Origin of the sequence: Flectobacillus rivi (assembly GCF_030056655.1) — a bacterium.
Classification (GTDB): domain Bacteria; phylum Bacteroidota; class Bacteroidia; order Cytophagales; family Spirosomataceae; genus Flectobacillus; species Flectobacillus rivi.
Window position 1 is genome coordinate 43211 of record NZ_JASHIE010000011.1, and the last position, 19850, is coordinate 63060.

Annotated in this window: 18 protein-coding genes; 7 read left to right on the top strand and 11 right to left on the bottom strand. The window is 36.4% G+C overall.

Features of this window, described 5'->3' with window-relative positions; translation table 11 throughout:
* Nucleotides 1-128 precede the first annotated feature (128 nt).
* Nucleotides 129-2657: a DNA gyrase subunit A gene (gyrA, locus tag QM481_RS15895; protein WP_166550161.1), complete on the bottom strand. Its 2529-nt coding sequence runs from the start codon at nt 2655-2657 to the stop codon at nt 129-131.
* Nucleotides 2658-3693: 1036 nt separating this feature from the next.
* On the opposite strand from gyrA, the gene QM481_RS15900 reads away from it, so the two are divergent.
* Nucleotides 3694-4197, top strand: a complete 504-nt coding sequence (locus tag QM481_RS15900; protein WP_283382428.1) for a guanyl-specific ribonuclease — start codon at nt 3694-3696, stop codon at nt 4195-4197.
* Nucleotides 4184-4600 carry a barstar family protein gene (locus QM481_RS15905; RefSeq protein WP_166550160.1) on the top strand — a complete coding sequence of 139 codons (417 nt, stop codon included), beginning with the start codon at nt 4184-4186 and terminating at the stop codon, nt 4598-4600. Before QM481_RS15900 ends, QM481_RS15905 begins: the two co-directional genes overlap by 14 nt.
* Before the next feature lie 297 nt (nt 4601-4897).
* On the opposite strand, the gene QM481_RS15910 is transcribed toward QM481_RS15905, so the two are convergent.
* The 4 genes from QM481_RS15910 to QM481_RS15925 all read right to left on the bottom strand — a co-directional run bounded on the left by QM481_RS15910 (nt 4898) and on the right by QM481_RS15925 (nt 8552).
* Nucleotides 4898-5917, bottom strand: a complete 1020-nt coding sequence (locus tag QM481_RS15910; protein ID WP_283382429.1) for a LacI family DNA-binding transcriptional regulator — start codon at nt 5915-5917, stop codon at nt 4898-4900.
* A 57-nt stretch (nt 5918-5974) separates the two neighbouring features.
* Nucleotides 5975-6325, bottom strand: coding sequence for a dihydroneopterin aldolase (gene folB / locus QM481_RS15915; RefSeq protein ID WP_166550158.1), 351 nt, complete (start codon nt 6323-6325; stop codon nt 5975-5977).
* An 86-nt stretch (nt 6326-6411) separates the two neighbouring features.
* Nucleotides 6412-7572, bottom strand: coding sequence for a DivIVA domain-containing protein (locus QM481_RS15920; RefSeq protein ID WP_283382430.1), 1161 nt, complete (start codon nt 7570-7572; stop codon nt 6412-6414).
* 80 nt (nt 7573-7652) lie between these two features.
* Nucleotides 7653-8552 (bottom strand): WD40 repeat domain-containing protein, encoded by a 900-nt coding sequence (locus QM481_RS15925; RefSeq protein WP_166550156.1) that lies wholly within the window; start codon nt 8550-8552, stop codon nt 7653-7655.
* 150 nt (nt 8553-8702) lie between these two features.
* On the opposite strand from QM481_RS15925, the gene QM481_RS15930 reads away from it, so the two are divergent.
* Nucleotides 8703-9335: a 4'-phosphopantetheinyl transferase family protein gene (locus QM481_RS15930; protein ID WP_283382431.1), complete on the top strand. Its 633-nt coding sequence runs from the start codon at nt 8703-8705 to the stop codon at nt 9333-9335.
* A gap of 173 nt (nt 9336-9508) precedes the next feature.
* On the opposite strand, the gene QM481_RS15935 is transcribed toward QM481_RS15930, so the two are convergent.
* The gene (locus tag QM481_RS15935) at nt 9509-10345 is read right to left on the bottom strand and encodes a transglutaminase-like domain-containing protein (protein WP_283382581.1); all 837 of its coding nucleotides are present in this window, start codon (nt 10343-10345) and stop codon (nt 9509-9511) included.
* A gap of 576 nt (nt 10346-10921) precedes the next feature.
* On the opposite strand from QM481_RS15935, the gene galE reads away from it, so the two are divergent.
* From galE to rfbA, 3 genes are read left to right on the top strand one after another with little or no spacing between them, the layout of a single operon-like run.
* The gene (galE, locus tag QM481_RS15940; protein WP_166550240.1) at nt 10922-11944 is read left to right on the top strand and encodes a UDP-glucose 4-epimerase GalE; all 1023 of its coding nucleotides are present in this window, start codon (nt 10922-10924) and stop codon (nt 11942-11944) included.
* Between the two features lie 21 nt (nt 11945-11965).
* Entirely contained in the window at nt 11966-13021 is a 1056-nt protein-coding gene (gene rfbB, locus QM481_RS15945) for a dTDP-glucose 4,6-dehydratase (RefSeq protein WP_095165376.1), read from the top strand.
* Nucleotides 13022-13036: 15 nt separating this feature from the next.
* Entirely contained in the window at nt 13037-13897 is an 861-nt protein-coding gene (gene rfbA / locus QM481_RS15950; RefSeq protein WP_166550154.1) for a glucose-1-phosphate thymidylyltransferase RfbA, read from the top strand.
* Between the two features lie 99 nt (nt 13898-13996).
* Here the strand turns inward: rfbA and chrA are convergent, their stop codons facing one another.
* The 5 genes from chrA to QM481_RS15975 form a co-directional block, all read right to left on the bottom strand.
* Nucleotides 13997-15169 carry a chromate efflux transporter gene (chrA, locus tag QM481_RS15955; protein WP_166550153.1) on the bottom strand — a complete coding sequence of 391 codons (1173 nt, stop codon included), beginning with the start codon at nt 15167-15169 and terminating at the stop codon, nt 13997-13999.
* 168 nt (nt 15170-15337) lie between these two features.
* Nucleotides 15338-16315: an isopenicillin N synthase family dioxygenase gene (locus QM481_RS15960; protein ID WP_166550152.1), complete on the bottom strand. Its 978-nt coding sequence runs from the start codon at nt 16313-16315 to the stop codon at nt 15338-15340.
* 92 nt (nt 16316-16407) lie between these two features.
* Entirely contained in the window at nt 16408-17157 is a 750-nt protein-coding gene (locus QM481_RS15965) for a superoxide dismutase (RefSeq protein WP_283382432.1), read from the bottom strand.
* 62 nt (nt 17158-17219) lie between these two features.
* Nucleotides 17220-17837 carry a recombination mediator RecR gene (gene recR, locus QM481_RS15970; RefSeq protein WP_166550150.1) on the bottom strand — a complete coding sequence of 206 codons (618 nt, stop codon included), beginning with the start codon at nt 17835-17837 and terminating at the stop codon, nt 17220-17222.
* Between the two features lie 38 nt (nt 17838-17875).
* Entirely contained in the window at nt 17876-18157 is a 282-nt protein-coding gene (locus QM481_RS15975; RefSeq protein WP_166550149.1) for an ATP-dependent Clp protease adaptor ClpS, read from the bottom strand.
* 198 nt (nt 18158-18355) lie between these two features.
* Between QM481_RS15975 and QM481_RS15980 the strand changes: the two genes are divergently transcribed.
* Nucleotides 18356-19801: a sodium:solute symporter gene (locus tag QM481_RS15980; RefSeq protein ID WP_166550148.1), complete on the top strand. Its 1446-nt coding sequence runs from the start codon at nt 18356-18358 to the stop codon at nt 19799-19801.
* Nucleotides 19802-19850 lie beyond the last annotated feature (49 nt).

The following is a 19850-nucleotide window of genomic DNA, read 5'->3' on the forward strand; positions in this document are numbered from 1 at the left end:
TTTGATTAAAAAATGAAATAGCAGTTAATACTAATGCTATTTTGGCAAAAAGCCAAAGTTGTACTAAGAAAATAAATAGCTAGCGTAAAATCGAATTGCTTCTCTCCTACTCTAGCTATCTAAAATTATTACTCTGCCGAAGCAGTATCGTCTGATTCATTATTTATAACTGCATCAGAATCAACCTCTTGAATCTCTTCTGGATCTTTGACAATTTTAGTAACTGAAGAAATTTCATCAGATTCGTTTTTCAAACGAATTAACTTCACTCCTTGTGTATTTCTTCCCATTACTCTTAAATCTGCCACTGCGATACGAATCAAGATACCTGCTTTTGTGATAATCATTAAATCATCATTGTCAGTAACATCCTTAATCGCTACAAGATTTCCAGTTTTATCTGTAATATTCAAAGCTTTCACACCTTTACCACCACGGTTTGTCAAGCGGTATTCCTCTACATCAGAACGTTTACCAAAGCCTTTTTCAGAAACAACTAATAATTGTTGTGACTCTGGACTTTCTACGCAAACCATACCGATAACTTTTTCACCTGGATTCTCTTCATCAAGCCATATACCTTTCACACCAGCTGCTGAACGACCCATTGGGCGTACACGATTTTCTTCAAAGTGCACCGCACGACCTGAGTTTGTCGCAATGATAATATGATTATTACCATTTGTCAACGCTACATCTAACAATCTATCTCCTTCACGAATAGTTACCGCAATGATACCATTTTGACGAGGACGAGAGTACGCTTCAAGAGATGTTTTCTTGATTGTACCATCCTCTGTACACATTACGATAAAGTTGTTATTGATATAGTCGGCATCAGTAATCGACTTCACGTTAATAACTGAGCGAATAGAATCTCCACTCTCGATATTCATCAAGTTTTGTACTGGACGGCCTTTGGCATTTTTCGAACCTTCAGGAACCGCATATACACGTAACCAGAAACATTTACCTTTTTCAGTAAAGAATAAAAGCCAGTTGTGCATGGTCGCCGTAAACAAATGCTCAGTATAATCGTCATCTTTTGTAGCTACAGCACGAGAACCTACACCACCACGACTTTGAGCTTTGTACTCAATCAAAGGAGTACGCTTGATATAACCCTGTGCTGAAACTGTGATTAACATTTCATCATCAGCAATCATATCTTCAACAGAAAACTCATCGTCAGTCATGTTGATTTGCGTACGACGCTCATCTCCATAACGTTCTTTCACTTCTGTCAACTCAATTTTGATAATTTCTAACTGTCTTTCTGGACGAGCTAAAATATCTTCTAGGTCTTTGATTTGCTTTTGAATTTCTTCATATTCAGCCATAATCTTATCACGTTCCATACCTGTAAGGCGTTGGAGGCGCATCTCAAGAATTGCTTTTGCCTGAATTTCAGAAAGGTTAAATGATTGTATCAAACCAGCTTGTGCTGTATTTGGATCACGAGACTCACGAATCAACTTGATAACAGCATCAAGATTGTCTAGTGCAATAATAAATCCTTGTAAAATGTGTGCACGCTTTTGAGCTTCTTTCAAATCGTACTGAGTACGACGAACGATTACTTCGTTGCGATGTTCTACAAAATAATGAATCAAATCTTTCAAGTTCAATGTCATTGGGCGACCTTTTACTAAGGCAACGTTGTTGACACTAAATGAAGATTGAAGAGCAGTATGTTTGTATAAATTATTCAATACAACGTTTGGAACGGCGTCACGTTTTAGATCAAAAACCACACGCATTCCTTGACGGTCTGATTCGTCACGAATCTCAGAGATACCTTCAATTCTCTTATCGTTTACCAAATCTGCACACTGTTTAATCAAGGCAGCTTTGTTTACCATATAAGGAATTTCTGAAACGATAATTTGCTCTTTCCCAGTTTTAGAAGTTTCGAAGGTAGCGTTTCCACGCACAACCACACGACCACGACCCGTTTCAAAAGCATTCTTGATACCTTGCACACCATAGATTGTACCACCTGTAGGAAAATCTGGAGCCTTAATATACTCCATCAATTCTGGGATGGTGATATCTCTGTTATCGATGTAAGCAGTAATACCATCCACAACCTCACTCAAATTATGAGGAGCCATGTTGGTAGCCATACCTACGGCGATACCAGAAGTACCATTCAATAAAAGGTTGGGGATTTTTGCAGGAAGTACTGTCGGCTCTTCAAGCGAGTCATCAAAGTTTGGTTGAAAATCAACAGTTTCCTTATTGATATCTCCCAACAACTCTTCAGCAATACGCTTCAAGCGAGCTTCAGTATAACGCATTGCAGCAGGTGAGTCGCCATCAATCGAACCAAAGTTACCTTGTCCGTCTACCAATGGATAGCGCAATGACCACTCCTGAGCCATACGAACCATGGTATCATATACTGATGAGTCGCCATGTGGGTGATACTTACCAAGCACCTCTCCAACAATACGAGCAGATTTCTTATAAGCTTTATTATAATTGACGCCTAGCTCATCCATTCCAAATAGCACACGGCGGTGTACTGGTTTCAAGCCGTCACGGACGTCAGGTAATGCACGGGATACAATTACGGACATTGAATAGTCAATGTACGCTCCCCGCATTTCGTCTTCAATGTTGATGGGGATAATGTTACTAATTTGATCTGACATATTCTTTGATTATGTATTTCGGGAATGAAATTCAATAATTATTTCTGTTTTCACCTCTCATTCCTTATTAATCATGGATAATATTGGAAAGTTTAGTAGATGTTGAGATAAACTAAATGCCAAAAATTAGCCTATATATACAAATTTCGTGAATTTTTCGGGGGTTTGCAAATATCAGACCAGTTAGTATATAACTGGTACATTGATTTTAATTGGTTTCTAATTTTTCTAAAACTGAGCTTAAAATTAGCTTAAGATACCAGAAAGATAATTTATTCCGAGAACAGACCGTCGTAACCAAAAATTAACCATCTAGCATCGTAAAACAAGGTGATTGTGAAACAGATTCTTTCATACATCCATTTTACTCGAATATATTCCTGGTAATTTCAACTAAATACATGCAGGATAAGATTTAAGTTATATGTTTAGGTACAAGGCACAGAGTGTTAAAATGTTTTTTATTACCCACAGCCATGCTTTTTTCCAAAACCCACCGCAGAAAGCCGTTACCTGAAAGCCCCAAGCATAATCTTAAATTTTATTTTGCCCACTAACCTTGGTATTAATGCAAAATAAAATTGAATTAAAATGCTTTAGGCATTAAGCAAAAATGTATTCATGATTTGTTAGAAATACTTTTTGCTTGTGGCATATAGCTTAAATTATTTCATGAAACATACTCTATAATTCTTAGCCTACTGCATAAGTCCTAGAACTTAAAGCGGGTAAAAGTATTTCAATTTTGCCTAAGTAGGCATTTTACAGGCATCAAGAATCATTAAGTTCTAGGACTTATACAATAGCTTAAAAGTTAAAAACGTTTCTCATGGAATAATGAAAACCTTCCTGTGGCGAACAAGATAATTCTCGTTTATTCAAACTTGCTTTGCACGATTGCTTAGGCAATTTTACTTTAGATAAATTTGGTTTTATGTACCACCAATAAATGACTAATTTTTGTAGATTTACATCTATAAAATAGAGATGAAAGAGGATATCCATCATTTCTAAAACAATTAACCAATAAAGCTTTATGTTAAAAACCACAATTCAACGTTTGCTATTAGTTCTTGCCTTGTTAGTAGGATTTAATTGGCAAAGCATAGCGATGTCTTTTTCTGAAGGTATTCACCATGTTGAGAAACAGAATGATTTCAGAAAGAAAAAGCACAAAAAGAAAAAGGACGAAAATAGTCAAAATAATACTGACAAGATTAAGTCTAACGGTGAGATTCCAAGTAAAGTTTATGAGGTTTTATCCCATATTAAATCAAATGGCAAACCAATAGATGGTTATGTTGGAGGTCGGAAATTTGGGAATTATGAAAAACTACTACCTCGAGAGGATGAAGAAGGTCGAAAGATACAATATCAAGAATGGGACGTAAACCCCAAAGTAGAAGGTAAGAATCGTGGTACCGAAAGAATTGTGACAGGCTCTGATGGAAAAGCTTATTACACCAATGACCATTACAGAAGTTTTCAAGTAATTCAAAATTCTAAACAAACAAGTAAATCAAATCATGGCAAATTTTAAAATATTGAGCGAGCTTTGTGTGATAGTGCCAAATGAGAATCAAGTTGTAGTATATGTAGATGGTGAGGAGAATTTAAGCATTGAGCAATTCTATCATACGATTGCAAAACAGTTACAGTTCCCTTCAGATTTTGGCACCAACCTCGATGCCTTTGACGAAATGCTGAATGATTTATCGTGGCTAGCTCAAAATGAAATTTTTATTGTATTCAGAAATTATGATGATTTCTTGGCGGATGAAAATGACGAGCTAAGAGAAATTCTTTTGACTATAATGGATGATGCCGCAGAGGAATGGAAAAGTGATGCAGGAACAAAATCCTTAAAAATTCTTATCGAGCCTTCTGAGTTAGGAGTTGATGATTTAGAGACTATCGGAATTTCTTATGAAGATGAGGCATAGAATAACCTCTCTCCTACTGAAAATCCTATCGCCCGACAATCGCGTGAGACTTAAATGAACCATCATAAGGTCAATTTTAGGTGTTTTATGCGATTCTCAGGCGCTTCAAAGCACTAAAAAAGGCTATTTTTACCTAAATTTCAGGGTAAAAATAGCCTTTTTTAGTAGTATCAAAAATGTCTTTTTTACACAATCACCTGATAATCAATAAGTTACAAAATAACTGTTTTTTTGCTCAGAATTGAAGATTTTAGTCAAAAAACAAAAAAACGTACTTTATTCAAGTACGTTTTTTACTTATTTTCTTCTTGAGGATTCTCGAATCACAAGATGTGTTTTTAAAACTCGAACTTGTGGCTTATAAAATTCTTGTCCATCTTCTATTTGGTTAATCAATAATGAAGTTGCAATTCGACCAATTTCTGTAGTTGGTTGAGCAACACTAGAAAGTGTTGGTGTTAAAAAACTACAAATAGGTTCGTCATTAAAACTTACCACAGATACCTCGTCTGGAACAGATATTCCTTTTGAGCGTAAAGCCATCATAGAGCCGACAGCTAGCCTGTCGCTTACTACAACCAAACCATCTGGTCTATCCGTGAGGTTCATCAATCCATGTGTCAGTGCGATGGCTTTGTCTAAGTTATATTCTCCATGTACGATCAACTCGTCCTTAAAGGGAATGTTCAAATCTTGTAGTGCTTTCCTGTATCCTTCGATTCGTTGATTGCTTACTGTAACACTTTTGGGCCCTGCCAAAAAAGCTATTTCTCTACATCCATTTTGATAAAGATGAATAACTGCTTCATAGGCCGCCCCCACGTTGTCGACCATCACTTTAGAAACATCTATTCCTACAGCATCTCTATCAAAAAACACAATTGGAATACCTTTTCTTATAAGCCGATTAATATGGTCATAATTGGAGGTTTCTTGTGAAAGCGAAATAATAAATCCTTCTACCTGTCCTCTGGATAAAGTTTGTAAGTTTACCAACTCTCTTTCGTAGCTTTCACCTGTTTGAGTCAATAGTAAAGTGTAGCCACGATATAAGGCTTCTGCCTCTATACCTTTTATAACAGATGAGAAAAAATGATAACCTAAATCAGGCACTATAACACCTAAAGTCTTAGTTCTACTTTTTACTAAGCTTGTAGCTAAAACATTAGGTTGGTAGTCCCATTCTTTTGCCAGATCAAGTACAGCCTGACGAGTTTCAGGCTTGATATCAGGCATATCTCTCAGCGCACGAGAAACGGTTGCAACTGAAATATTCAAATGCTTGGCGATATCCTTGATTGTTACTTGATGAGCCATAAAAATGAATTACTTTAGAAAAATAAATAAACAAATATAAGCAAGTTTTTACGCAAATCAGCCGATTACGGTAACTTTTGCACGAGTACAAACACCGCCAATTGGTGGGTTAAATTTAGATACTCCCACCTGAACTTCATTTACATTAGGATATATTTTACGGATTTCATCAATAATCAACTGCCCTACATGCTCGAGTAATTTAGATTTTGTTTGCATAACTCCCGCAATAATCCGATATAAATCCTCATAATTAACGGTATCTTTTAATTTATCATTCTGTGCAGCAGAAGAAAAATCTACAGATATCTTCACATCTATCTGATAACGGTTTCCTATTTTACGCTCTTCCTCATAATATCCATGATAGGCAAAAAACTCTAGTCCCTCTAATTCAATTGTTCCCATTTTAATTGATAAATTTAATTTGACCGAAAATATAAAGAGTCAGGCAGTTGTGCTACCTGACTCCATGAAATTTGTTATTTTATTATCTAGAAAGCATCAAAAAAAGAACCTCCCCCATTGGCAATTCCGCCAGGATTATCTTTCTTCAATTCCTCCATTACGGACGAAACTGTTGGAAGCCCCTTGCTGTCACCAGACTTTTTTATTTTTTTGATGAACTTGTATGGGTCTTTAGCCTGCGCATTTTCTTCAGTATTTTCATCACTTGAAGTAACAACCTCTGATGTTTCTTCCTGTGGCTCTTCTACAACTTCATTTTCTTCAGCTATGGCTTCAATGGTTGGAACGTTTTCAGAAGTTTCTATTGGTTCTGGTTGTTGTATAAGACTTTCTAACAAAGGATTATCAATAACATCAGCTTCGCTTTCTAGGATTGATGATAATGAAGGAAGTTTTTCATCAATTGAAAACTCTGAAGCTTCCTGTTCATCCTGTAAGACTGAAGATACTGTTGGAAGCTCTCCTTCTTCTTCATCAAAAACATCAGGATCAAGTTCTTGAGGTATATTCTCAACGACTGCAGGTAATTCCTCTGTTGCGATACTAGCCTCTATTGATTCTTCCACCTCTGCAATTGGCTCTTCTGTAACAGGAATTATTCCTTCTGCTGGAGTAATTTCCGAATCATTAGAAATAGTGGTACGCTCTTCAAACTTCGAAATTTTATCTAGTGTATCAGTTGCAAACTTTTTCAACTCCAATACCAACAAATCTTTATACTTTTCGAGCGACTTGGTATCTCTCTCAAAAGTTTTCAATTTGGAATCAGCTTCTTCCACTAAAAACGAAGCACGAGCTTCGGCATCTGCTATCGCAATATTTGATTGTCTTTTGGCATCTTCCTCAATCTGTGCAGCTTGGGCTTTTGCTTCTTCTACAATTTTTTCAGCCGAGAGCTTTGCATCATCAATAATCTTTGAAGCTTCTTGATGTGCTTTTTCATTGATTTCTTTTTGAGCTTCTTCTGCTACCTTAATAGTTTTGAATAAGCTTGATTCTATCTCCTTCACACGAGTAACCTCCTGCTCGGCTCTATCAAGTAATTGTTTAGTCACTCTTACTTCTTCAGCAACTCTTTCCCATTCTTGGGAAAGCGAAAGTAAAAAAGCATCAACTGACTCGGTATCATATCCACGAAAGCTTTTGTCGAAGGTATGTTGTCTGATTTCTAAAGGAGTAATTCTCATATATCTTTTATTTTGTTTGTAGCACGAGCAGTTTGATTTTTCATACTACAGTACTACAAAGGAATAGCTAAATATCTAGTCTAAGTAATTTTCCAAACAGAGACATTTCTATCATCGGAGCCAGAAATCAAAAGCGAAGATTCTTGTAACCAAAGAAGTTTATTAACAGATGTACCATGACTAGCGTGGCGAGCTTTGTCAATTACTTTTTTAAGTTTAAAGTTTTCGCTGTCCCAAACTTTTATTGATTTGTCCATACTACAGGTGGCAAACAAAGGCAAGTTGGGATGAAAACAAATGTCATTTATGGCAAACAAATGAGCGACAATATCCTGTTGAAGTTGATAATTTTCGGAAACATTCCACACTTTTAGATGTGCATCTCGTCCTCCTGTTAAGAGAAATTTATAATCAGGAGAATATTTCACAGTAAATACAGAGTTGGTATGCGCTTCAACTACTAATTTCAAAGAAAAATCGGTTAAATCAAATATTTTAACCGTAAAATCACTGTAGCCAACTGCAATTTCTTGGGTTACTGGGTTAAAATCAATAGTTCTAACGCTTTTATCTGAAGCTTTTATATGCTTTCGAATAGACAATAACTCCATGTCTATTACTACGATAGTCCCGTCTGATAGGCCAACAAAAGCCTGATTATCAAATAATTTTATTACAAAAATGGACGCATTTGAAATCTTCAATGACCCCACTTCCTTTTTATTTAATATATCCAGAACTTGTATTCCATCAAAGTTTTGACCTATCCACAAATGATTACGTTTTTCATCAAACGCTAGAGCATATACAGACGTCGGAATTTTAGCAAATAATTCTCCAGTATCTGGCTTTTCTACATTCCAACGCACGACCAAGCCATCACCTCCTGATGAAAAAAACTGGCTAAGACTATTTCCCTTCTCGAGAGCATACACACAATCACGATGACCTGAAAAAGTATCAAATTTTTCTACTAACATATACGCAAATTTTCCTCATTTGGTTTAACCAATAAGGTTTTATATTACAAAAGTACTTGTTTTATTACCAACCTCAAAACTCCTATAAAAGGTTTTGAAGAGTTTAAAAAGTTTCTGAAATTTGAACTTCATTTCAATCAAAAGCTATTTATGCCCATTTTTTTTAATCAAAAACTAAGCGAAAGTCAAATTCTTTGTGTCTGGAAAATTGAGGAAGATGTGCCGTTTTACACAGCATATTTAGGTATTTCAGAAAATCAAATAGAAGATTTATCTAAAAGTACGCATCCTCAAAAGCAACTAGAATGGCTTGCAAGCAGAACTTGTTTGAAATTTGCATGTCAAGAAATGGGCATTGAATTTTTAGGTGTTTTAAAAGATGAGTTTTCAAATCCTTGTCTCGTAAATCATCACGCTAATATTTCAATTACACATGCAGAAAAATTTGCAGCTATTAGCATCGACCTTGAAAAACCTGTGGGCTTAGATACTGAAAAAATTTCTAGCAAACTAGAGCGAGTGGCAAAACGCTTTTTGTCCGAAAATGAGATAAGTGTCCTCGATGGTACACCCGAACAAATTGGCGTGTATTGGTGTGCCAAAGAGAGTTTATATAAATGGTACGGTAAAAAGAAAATGAGTTTGAGAGATAATATCTATATCAAACCATTTGTCAATCAGACTGATAAGATTGTTGGTGTTGTAGACTTTGAGGATATTACCGAAGAACTTTCATTAAAGGTTTTTTACTGGGAAGACTATATATTGACAGTGACTGTATAAATGAAATGAGTGGTAATTGAGTCAATGAATGATGATTCTCACCCTGCCTCTGATATTTAATCATCCCAACCTTTCAGTATCAAAAAAGCGGTCGAAAAATATATTTTGACCGCTTTTTTGATACCTAATTTAAGAACAAACCTAATGCTAAAATTGAGAGAGACTCGTGTGTGTTAGGTAATTAGTTGCATTAAAATTGCATCCAGTTCCTTTACTTTTTCGGTATCGCCAATTTTTTCAAACGCTATTATTAAGTTTCTCAACACTCTTCTAATAATATCAATATTCTCACAAGGTTGATAAAAAATTTCTTCTTGTCCAATATTCAACTGTTGCAAATAGTTATCAATATCCGTTTTACTAAAGACCAACCCCCTATTGAATACATTGATATAAAATTGCACCTTGTCAGTTTTATAGGTTAGTATAAACAAATTGGGAAGATTTACTCCATAAATTGGCAACTTAAGTTTCTGGGCTACAAGCATATAGATAACACATAACGAGATAGGATTTCCTCTGTGAGAATCTAAGACCACATTAATCATTGAGTTCGAAGCCGAATGAAAATGTTTGGTATTTGCGCCAAATTTATGCTTCGAGAAAAATACATGATTTAAGGTTTTTATCTGATCCATTGGGTGCATATCATCTCTTAACTCTGTCCATGCATCCACATATATAGCATTTATCTCAGCTTCTAATTTTTCAAGTGAAAGCTCTGGGTATTGGTAAGTTGCAACGGCCCACATTCCTTTCAAAATATCCTGAGCTCCTGCATTATACCATTCCACAACTCTTTTTTCGAATGAACCAAATTGCAAATCATGAATCAAATCCTCCAATTTTCTTTGAATCACAGGACTCAGAGAGGACTCTTCCCATCTATCTTCTAAATAAGGTATAATATTCCCTCCCAAAGATTTAATCTTTGACTCTACCATCGTAACCACCTCTGTATCCTCGTCATCCAATAAGGATACTAAGGCCTTCAATTCTGAATCTCTCAATTCCATAAAATACACATTATAAATCATGAATAAGCTTTTGCTTGCGATACGGTATTTTATCTATACCTAACAATTAAGTTTGGTTGATATTTCTAAAAACGCTCGTCAAAAACTCATAATATTTCATTAACACAATTTAAGCGAATGAGTTCATATCTCCATCTATTTTTATAGAAATATTATTTCCTCTCAAAAACCTTTTCCATGATTAGTACAACCGTTTGTACATCAATCATAAACCTCTTAGTTAGCAACAGAACTTATTTTCTATAGAATTGATTACCAGATAGTTATTTTCATTTTAAAAGTAAATCAACTTTAAAGTGACCTTTCTTTCCTTATTTATTTTAGGAGCTTTCAGTAAGTTCTACAAGTGTATATAACGTTTCAAAATCGTACATTTGTAATGAGTAATTTTGATTGAAATAACAGTTTTATCGGCATATTTTACCAAAAAGAAGTCTGCAAAACTTGATAAATATTACCAAATACTCACAATTCAAAAATATAATTTTTTTTAGATTTCGATATTATTAACTTTGTTATCGAAAGCAAATCTTTCTTAATCTTACCATGATGAAAATACTTGTAACTGGAGGAGCTGGATTCATTGGCTCACACACTGTTGTTGAGCTACATCACGCTGGCTATGAATCTATTATCTTCGACAACTTTTCAAATTCTGAAAAAGCGGTACTTGCGGGACTCGAAACTATTATTGGGAAACCAGTAACATGTTATGAAGCAGACATCAATGACCCTGCTGCTTGGGATAAAGTTTTTACAGAAAATAAGATCGATGGTATTATTCACTTCGCAGCATTCAAGGCAGTAGGCGAATCTGTAAGCGAGCCATTAAAGTATTACAGAAACAATGTGGCAGCCACCGTTTTGATGTTAGAAAAAATGGCTGAACACCAAGTTTCAAATTTGGTATTCTCATCTTCATGTACTGTATATGGTCAGCCAGAAGCATTACCTGTAACTGAGCTATCAAAAGTGCAGCCTGCTAATTCTCCTTATGGAAACACAAAACAGATTTGTGAAGAAATTATCAAAGATACAGTTGCAACCAATAAAGGTTTGAAAGCAATATCTCTTAGATATTTCAATCCAATCGGAGCACATGAAAGTACACTAATTGGCGAATTGCCTTTGGGAGTTCCTGCCAATTTGGTACCGTTCATCACTCAAACTGTAGCAGGTTTACGTGGTCAACTATCTGTATTTGGTGATGATTATCCTACTTCAGATGGAACCGCAATTCGTGACTACATCCATGTAGTAGACTTGGCTAAAGCCCATGTTGCTGCTTTGGCACTTCTTTTGAAACAACAAGAAAAGACAACATATTATGATTATTTCAATATCGGTACAGGAACTGGTAGTTCGGTATTGGAAGTAATCACGGCGTTTGAAACAGCCACTGGATTGAAAGTTGATTACGCTATCAAACCAAGAAGAGAAGGTGACGTGACAGCAGTGTATGCTGACTGTAGCAAATCTAACGAAATCTTAGGTTGGAAAGCTGAAAAAACTTTGACAGAGGCACTAGGCGATGCTTGGAAATGGCAACTTGCTGTGGTAAATCGTAAGTAATTTTATTAGAAAAATAATACAATGAAAAAAATTCTCATTACAGGTGGTGCTGGTTTTATCGGCTCTCATGTGGTAAGGTTGTTTGTGACCAAGTACCCAGAATACCAAATCTTCAATCTTGATAAATTGACTTACGCAGGTAATTTGGCAAACTTGACAGATATCGAAAATCAACCAAACTATACTTTTGTAAAAGGCGATTTGGTAGATGCCCCATTTGTTGACGCACTTTTTGCTGAACATAACTTCGATGGTGTTATCCACCTCGCAGCTGAGTCACATGTTGACCGTTCAATTACTGATCCAATGGCTTTTGTTTTGACAAACGTAGTTGGTACCGTAAATCTATTGAACGCTGCCAAAAATACTTGGAAAGGCAATTATGACGGCAAAAGATTTTACCATGTTTCAACAGATGAAGTTTATGGTGAGTTACATAACCCTGAAGATTTCTTTACTGAAACTACAGCTTATGACCCACGTTCGCCATATTCTGCTTCAAAAGCATCTTCAGACCATTTTGTGAGAGCGTACGGAAATACGTACAAAATGCCTGTAGTGATCACTAACTGTTCAAACAATTACGGACCAAATCACTTCCCTGAGAAGTTGATTCCTTTGATGATTCATAACATCCTCAATAACAAACCTCTACCTGTGTATGGTAAAGGCGAAAATGTTCGTGACTGGTTGTTTGTAATTGACCACGCTCGTGCAATTGATACGGTATATCACAAAGGCGTACTTGGTGAGACTTACAATATTGGTGGTTTTAACGAATGGAAAAATATTGACCTAGTAAAACTTCTTTGCTCGGTTATGGATAAAAAATTGGGACGTGCAGAAGGTACTTCTGAACAACTCATCACTTATGTAACTGACCGTGCTGGTCATGATTTGCGTTATGCCATTGATGCAAACAAAATCATGAAGGAGCTAGGTTGGGAGCCATCACTTCAATTTGAAGAAGGTTTGGAAAAAACCGTAGATTGGTTCTTAGCTAACACAGAATGGTTAGATAACGTAACTTCTGGGAATTACCAAAAGTATTACGAGACCATGTACGAGAATCGTTAATAAACCGATATTGATATGAAAGGTATTATTTTAGCTGGTGGCTCAGGCACCCGACTTCATCCTTTGACTTTGGCAGTTAGTAAGCAGTTAATGCCTGTTTACGACAAGCCTATGATTTATTACCCACTTTCTATTTTGATGTTAGCGGGTATTAAAGAAATTTTGATTATCTCAACGCCACACGATTTACCTAATTTTGAAAAATTATTGGGTGATGGATCACAAATTGGCTGTAAATTCAGCTATGCAGTACAACCTGAACCAAATGGTTTGGCTCAAGCATTTGTGATTGGAGAGGAATTTATTGGAGATGATAAGGTGGCCTTAGTATTAGGTGACAATATCTTCTATGGTTCGGGGTTGAGTAAATTATTGCAAGCCAACAACGACCCAGATGGAGGAGTTGTATATGCCTACCAAGTACATGACCCAGAACGCTATGGTGTAGTAGAGTTTGATGGAGACTTTAATGTTCTTTCTATCGAAGAAAAACCAACTGAGCCAAAATCAAATTATGCTGTTCCAGGTTTGTATTTCTATGACAATGAGGTTGTTGAGATTGCTAAAAACATAGCGCCGTCTCCTCGTGGGGAATATGAAATTACAGACGTGAACAAGGTTTACTTGGAAAGAGGTAAATTGAAAGTTGGCGTTTTGAATAGAGGAACTGCTTGGTTAGATACTGGAACCTTTGCTTCATTGATGCAAGCAGGTCAATTTGTTCAAGTAATTGAAGAACGTCAAGGACTTAAAATTGGTTGTATCGAAGAAGTGGCCTACAGAATGGGCTTTATCGACGCAGAACAATTACGTACTGTAGCTACGCCATTAGTAAAAAGTGGTTACGGAAAATACTTATTAAACTTATTGAAGTAAGGTAGTAATGCCTTGCATCTAATAATATATCATCCGATATTCAAGTATCAAAAAAGCGGTCGAAAAGCATTTTCGACCGCTTTTTTGATTTAAGAGAGACTAAAGATAAACTATCAAACCAATTGCCAAACCTCCAAGGAAAATATAGAAGCTTGGGATTTTTGTAAATCTTATAATCAAAAGTGTTACCAGAATTGTTCCTATGCCAAGCCAATCTTTCTGCACTAAGATAGGTTCTAAGAAAGAAACCGCTGCTCCTAACGTAAGTCCTACAGAAGCTGAATTAATGCCATCTAAAGAGGCACGGATGGCTCTAAACTGTTTTAATTGTCCCCAAATTCTGTAAACAAAGAAAATTAAAAAAGTCCCTGGAAGAAAAATACCCGCTGCTCCTACTGCACTTCCAAGTAATTGTTGCCCGATGCCATGTCCTTTCATAGCAAGTGTTCCTAAATAAGAAGTAAAGGCAAACACGGGTCCCGGCAAGGCCTGCGAAAGCGCCATACCTGTAAGAAAATCATCGCTACGAATTACTTCTTTAAACTCTACAAATTCGGTAAAAAGCATTGGGGCAAGCACTTGTCCTCCGCCAAACACAAGACTTCCATTTCTATAGAAGTTTTCGAATAATAAAAGAGGCATTGAATCTGTAAAGTGTCCAAGCAAGGCTAAAAACACCAGAAATCCCCAAAACAGATTGAAATTCGCCCAAGGAATTATCATGCGATGCTTATTCTGACGAGGATGATCTTTGTAGTTAAAAGAAGTAATGGTACCGCTTACAATGAGCGCAATAGGACAAACCCATGGAGATTGAAAATAAAAGGCAAACGCCGCCACCAGAATCATTAGCACGTAATTGGACGTATTTTTCAGTACCAATTTTCCTAATAGAATTCCTGAATGGATAATAAATGCAATACCGATAGGTTGGATAAATCGAACAATTTCGCGGTTTTCAAGATAGGTCATTCCGAAGGCTGCCATCGTCATGATGGTAACTGCTGGAGCTATCCATAAAAATAAAGTCAGGTAGGCTAAGTTGGGGCCTCCTAATTTATACCCTACTGCAATAAGCGTCTGTGTAGAGCTTGGTCCAGGTAAGAATGAACATAAGGCCTGAATTTCTAGCAGTTCCTCCTCGGTAAGGTACTTCTTTTTATGTACCAGTCGATTAATGAACATAGCGAGATGCACCTGTGGACCACCAAAAGTTGTAAAGGCTAAGACTAGAACGTCTTTTAAGAAATCATAATGCTTAGAAAGTTTCATCAGATGCAAGCAAGAATGCCCAAAAGTACATTCTTTCCAACGGCGTTTAATAATGTAAAGCGTTTGAGAAAAAGAACCTCCTCATTCTCAAACGCTTTGCTAAATTCTTAAATTTGTTTTGATTAAACAAATCAAAGGCAAATCTAAGTAGGTATAAAGTACTAAAATTTATTTTTTTAATCCCAATTCAATCAGGCGCTCATTCAAAAATTCGCCTGCTGTCATATCAACATATAATTTAGGATTCTCAGCATTTACGCAAGATTCTAAACATGTCAGGTTCATTTCTGAACGTGGGTGCATAAAGAACGGTATAGAAAAACGAGAGGTACCTAATTTTTCCTTTGGAGGATTTACCACACGGTGAATCGTAGATTTAAGTTTATGATTCGTCAAACGATCTAGCATATCTCCTACATTCACGATAACATATTCTGGCAATGAGGTAATAGGAATCCAAACACCATCACGACGTAATACCTCAAGCCCTTCTGCAGAAGCACCCATTAATAAGGTAATCAAGTTAATATCACCATGAGCCGCAGCACGAACAGCTCCTTCTGGCACCTCATCAGGATTTGAAATTGGGAAATAATGAATAGCTCTTAGGATAGAGTTACCATGTTTTACCTTATCTTCAAAGTAATCTTCTGGTAATTCTAAATAAATTGCGATAGCACGAAGCAAGTTTTTTCCAGCTACTTGAAGCGTGTTATAAGCTTCAACGGTATATTCCTCAAATTCTGGTTGTTCTGTAGGAAATACATTATCAGGATATTCAGCCCAAATTGGATCTCCGTCATCAATCTTTGGCTGCCCAATATGATAAAATTCTTTCAGGTCAGCTACCTTAAAACCTTTTGCTGTTTCTTTCCCTTTCGCTACGTAACCTCTTTGACCAGCAATACCGGGAACTACATATTTAAACTTTAATTCGTCGTCAGAATAAAAGAACTTTTGAACTACTTCATAAAGTTTAGTTGTAAGTTCATCTGTCAAACCATGGTTTTTTATAGCAACAAAACCAATATTATTAAATGCCGAGCCTAAATCCTGAACAAATTTGGCTCTACGCTCCGCATCTCCCGAAAGGAAGTCTGCAAGGTCAAGCGATGGAATTGTGTCGAGAAGTGTTTCTGAATTCATAACTTACATAAGTTTTATGATGAAAAATCCCCATCCTTGATAAAACAAAAATGGGGATACAAAGGTCTCACTAAGTTGGAATTTAACAAAACCTATTTCAAAGCATTTTCAAAATTTTTAGAGACTTCGTCCCAATTTACCACATTCCAGAATGCAGTTACGTAGTCAGCACGTTTATTTTGGTACTTCAAATAGTACGCATGCTCCCAAACATCAAGTCCCAAGATAGGCTGTCCTTTTTTCTCAGCAACATCCATTAAAGGATTGTCTTGATTTGGTGTCGACGAAATCACCAATTTTTTATCTTGAACAATCAACCAAGCCCAGCCTGAACCAAAACGCGTAGTAGCAGCTTTGCCAAATTCTTCCTTGAATTTATCAAAAGAACCAAATGTTGTTTCAATCGCCTTAGCTAAATCACCTTTTGGAGCGCCTCCGCCCTTCGGAGAAAGTACGTTCCAGAAAAATGTGTGATTCCAGTGACCTCCGCCATTGTTACGAATAGCGACAGGTTGTTTGCCTGCATCTTTAATAAGTTCTAACAACGTTAATTTCTCAGCTGGAGTACCTGCTACCGCTTTATTCAAATTATCAACATAAGCTTTGTGATGACGACCGTGGTGAATCTCCATAGTAAGCTTGTCGATGTTCGGTTCTAAGCTCTCAGGAGCGTAAGGAAGCGCTGCTAATGAGTACGGAGCTGTTTCAAGAGAAACTTGTTCAAGCGTCAAAGAAGGTAAAAACTGGTTATAGTTAGATTTTCTACCAAAACCCCATGATTTTATTCCTGACAAAGCAAAAGCTGAAGCCAATGCTGATTTTAAAAAGTTCTTACGGTTCATAAGTATATATAAGTTTAAGTATTCTTGTACTCAGTAAAACGGGCAATATGCCACAATCATTGCTATTCGTAAACAATCCGACTGACAATACTACGTCCAAGCGTAATCTCATCGGCATACTCTAAATCTCCTCCAATAGGGATACCTCTTGCGATGGTTGTTATTTTGACACCAAATGGCTTAATTCGTTTAGTCAAATAAAAAGCCGTTGTATCTCCTTCCATTGTAGGACTGAGTCCGAGGATAATTTCTGTAATGGGATTTTCAGTATTTTGAGACGTTGTTATTCTGTTAATCAAAGACTCGATTTTCAAATCTGCGGGTCCCACACCTTCGAGTGGAGAGATAATACCTCCCAGCACATGATATAAGCCTCTGTATTGCGACGTATTTTCGATGGCTAATACGTCACGAGCGTCTTCAACTACACAAACTAGTGAAGCTTCACGTTTTTTACTAGCACAAATCCCACATATTTCAGTATCTGAAATATTGTGACATTGTTCGCAATAACGAATCTGAGTACGCATAGCAACAATAGCCTCCGCTAGTTTTAACGTATGCTTTTCATCTCGCTTAAGCAAATGCAAAGCCATACGCAGAGCAGATTTTTTACCTATGCCCGGCAACTTGGCTATTTCGTCGATAGCCTGTTCAATTAATTTGGATGGATAATTCAACGTGGTAAGCAATTAATAAGGACAAGCAACAGTCAAAATTACATGACCTCTGCAGAAAGACCTCTGCGACAAATGTCATTGCGCATTGGAGCTAATTCATCAAAAGAACCTTTTTTAACAGAACATTTACCTTTGAAGTGAATCAAAATAGTACATTGCTCAGCTTGTTCTGGGGTGTGTCCACAAACGTCAATTAACGTTTCGATAACATAATCAAACGTATTGACATCATCATTGAAGACTACTAAGTCATATTGGTCGGTATCTTTGACATCCTCCAGTACATCTACTTCTTCTTCAAATTGTTCAAATGGGCGCATCTGTGAAATATTTATTATTTTTAACTTATTGGATTATAACGCATTAATAATGAGCTTGGAAATATATTCTAGGCTCTATTAGCAAATTTAACAAAAAATATCAATTTTGCCTTTCATTTTTGATACAAAGGGAGTATTATTTTCTTATTATCAAACACCCAATTAAAGCAATTACTTATCAACTCAACCTTAAAAATTATGAGCACAGGTTTAGCCTTTGGCATATTGGCAGTTTATTTCTTACTTCTAATCGTTGTTGCACACTTTACGTCAAAAGGAGCAGATACTAATACCTTTTTTACGGCAAATAAACAGTCTCCTTGGTGGTTGGTTGCCTTTGGTATGATTGGAACATCTATTTCTGGGGTAACGTTCATTTCTGTACCCGGAGATGTCGGAAAAGTTTCACTTTCTTATTACCAAATCATTTTAGGAAACCTTGTTGGTTACTTTGTTATCGCAACGGTATTGCTTCCTCTCTATTATAAGTTGAATCTTATTTCTATTTACACTTATCTAGAAAAACGTTTTGGTTTTTGGTCTTATAAGACTGGCTCTGCTTTTTTCCTTCTAGCACGAACTTTAGGCTCAGCGGCCCGTTTGTTTTTAGCAGTACAAGTTTTACAATTAGCCATTTTCGACAATTGGCATGTTCCTTTCGCCGTGTCTGCCTTAGTCACAATTGCCTTGATATGGGTATATACCTACAAAGGAGGTGTTAAAACGATTATTGTAACTGATACCTTACAAACGTTCTTTCTTTTGACAGCTTTAGCTCTGACCATTATTTTGATAAATAATCAGCTAGGTTTGAGTTTTTCAGAAATGGTTACGACTATTCAAGAAAGTAAGTATTCAAAAATGTTTTTCTTCGATGATTTCTCTTACAAACATCATTTTGTAAAAGACTTTATCTCTGGTGCCTTTATTGCCATAGTAATGACGGGGCTTGACCAAGATCTTATGCAAAAGAATCTTACATGCAAGAATATTGGCGAGGCACAAAAGAATATGTTTTGGTTTTGCTGTACGTTTGCCGTAGTAACGTTAATGTTTATCGCTCTAGGTGCTTTGTTATATATCTATGCAGATAAGATTGGCTTCGCTATTCCAGCTAAAACAGATCAGTTATATCCAATGTTGGCATTAGGAGGACATTTTGGAACTGTTGCCGCAATCACATTTTTATTAGGAATTACCGCTGCAACTTATGCAAGCTCCGATTCGGCGCTTACTGCTTTGACAACAGCCTTTTGTATCGACTTTATGCATATCGAAAAATATGAAGAGTCACAACGTACCAAAATCAAACATTATGTGCATATTGGGTTTTCGGCATTGTTCTTTGTTGTAATCATGATTTTTTATGCCTATAGTGAGCAGTCTATCATTTCGGCAGTATTTAATATAGCAGGATACACTTACGGCCCTTTACTAGGGTTATTCTCATTTGGTCTATTTACGAAGACTCCGATAAAAGACAAGCTAGTTCCTTATCTGTGTATTGCCTCTCCTATTTTGACATACATCATAGATAGTAACTCACAAGCATGGTTGAATGGCTATCAATTCGGCTTTGAGAAGTTATTAGTTAACGGAGCAATTACATTTATAGGGTTATGGTTATTAAGAAAGTCTGAATAAGATTTTCTGCCTTTCATAAAAAAGGCTAACTCAGAATTGAGTTAGCCTT